The following is a 1,895-nucleotide window of genomic DNA, read 5'->3' as shown; positions in this document are numbered from 1 at the left end:
CCCTGAAGGCGCTCCGCGCCCTTCTGCACGAGGCCGGTGTCCGGCGGGTCACCGAGGTCCGTGACGGCGATCCGCTGCCCCAGGGCGGCGCCCTCGTCGTACGGGCGGGCGGCACCGGCGCCGACCGGGCCCTCGGCGCCTTCGGCCTCCGGGGCCGGAGCGACCTGCCGGAGGGCGGCTACCGCCTGGCCGTCGGCCGCTTCGGGGGACGGGACACCGTGGCCCTGGACGGAACCGGCGAGGACGGCCTCTTCCACGGCGTACAGACCCTGCGTCAGCTGACGGCCGCGAAGACCCGTCTGATCCCGGGGGTGCGGGTGCGCGACTGGCCGGGCACCGCCGTGCGCGGCCTGACCGAGGGCTTCTACGGCACTCCGTGGACCCGCGAGCAGCGCCTGGCCCAGGTGGACTTCCTGGGCCGCACCAAGCAGAACCGCTACCTCTACGCCCCCGGCGACGACCTCTACCGCCAGGCCCGCTGGCGCGAGCCCTACCCGGCCGGGCAGCGCGCAGACTTCCGCGCGCTCGCCGAGCGCGCCGAGGCCAACCACGTCACGCTCGCCTGGGCCGTCGCGCCCGGCCAGGCCATGTGCATGTCCTCGGACCGGGACGTCAGGGACCTCATCCGCAAGATGGACGCGATGTGGGCCCTGGGCGTCCGCGCCTTCCAGCTCCAGTTCCAGGACGTCAGCTACAGCGAGTGGCACTGCGAGAAGGACGCCGAGACGTTCGGCAGGGGCCCGAAGGCCGCCGCGAAGGCGCAGGCGCGGGTGGCCAACGCCGTCGCCGCGCACCTGGCCGAGCGCCACCCGCGCGCGGAGCCGCTCTCCCTCATGCCCACGGAGTACTTCCAGGACGGCACGACCGAGTACCGCGCGGCCCTCTCGGACGACCTGGACCGCCGCGTGCAGGTGGCGTGGACGGGCGTGGGAGTGGTCCCCAAGACCATCACCGGACGGGAACTGGCGGGCGCCAGGGACGCCTTCGGCCCGCACCCGCTGGTCACGATGGACAACTACCCGGTCAACGACTTCGCGCAGGGCCGCATCTTCCTGGGCCCCTACACCGGCCGTGAGCCCGCCGTCGCCACCGGCTCGGCCGCCCTCCTGGGCAACGCCATGGAGCAGCCCTCGGCCTCCCGCATCCCGCTCTTCACCGCCGCCGACTACGCCTGGAACCCCCGCGCCTACCGCCCCCACGAGTCCTGGCTCGCCGCCATCGACGACCTGGCGGGCGGCGACGCGAAGGCGCGGGGCGCGCTGCGGGCCCTCGCGGGCAATGACGCCTCCTCCGTGCTCGGCGCCGAGGAGTCGGCGTATCTGCGCCCCCTCATGCGGGACCTTTGGCAGGCCCGTACGACGACGGACCGGGCCAGGACCGAGGAGTCCGCCAAGGCCCTGCGCGCGGCGTTCGGCGTCATGCGCGAGGCGCCGCGACGGCTCGCGGGCAGCGCGCTCGACGACGAGATCCGGCCGTGGATCGCCAAGCTCGGCACCTACGGCGAGGCCGGTCAGACCGCCGTGGACATGCTGCGCGCCCAGTCCGCCGGGGACGGAGCCGCCGCCTGGCGCGCCGCGCGCAGGCTGACGGTGCTGCGCGAGGAGCTGAAGGCCACCGGGGTGACCGTCGGCGAAGGGGTGCTCGACCCGTTCCTGACCCGGGCGCGGAAGGCGTACGCGGCGTGGGCGGGGACGGACAGCGAGCGGGCCTCGGACCGTGCGACGGCCCGCTTCGGCTCCGCGCACACCCTGGCCGCCGTGACGGCGCTCACCGACCCCGGCAGCGAGGGCAGCGTCGAGGTACACGTGCCGGGCGAGGGCTGGCGGCGGATCGGCCCGCTCTCGGCCGACGGCTTCACGGAGATCGGCCTCACGCGGAAGGGCGGGGCCGATAAG

General features: G+C 75.3%; 1 protein-coding gene. It reads left to right on the top strand.

Annotated features, from left to right (window positions below):
- The coding region (locus tag AB8Z36_RS38550) for a beta-N-acetylhexosaminidase family protein (protein ID WP_369218021.1) at window positions 1-1,895 on the top strand (1,895 nt) is incomplete at both ends.

The sequence above is a fragment of the Streptomyces flavofungini genome (assembly GCF_041028215.1).
Lineage (GTDB): Bacteria > Actinomycetota > Actinomycetes > Streptomycetales > Streptomycetaceae > Streptomyces > Streptomyces flavofungini_B.
The sequence above is the reverse complement of the archived record's forward strand: the minus strand, read 5'-3'. Positions and strand labels throughout refer to the sequence as shown.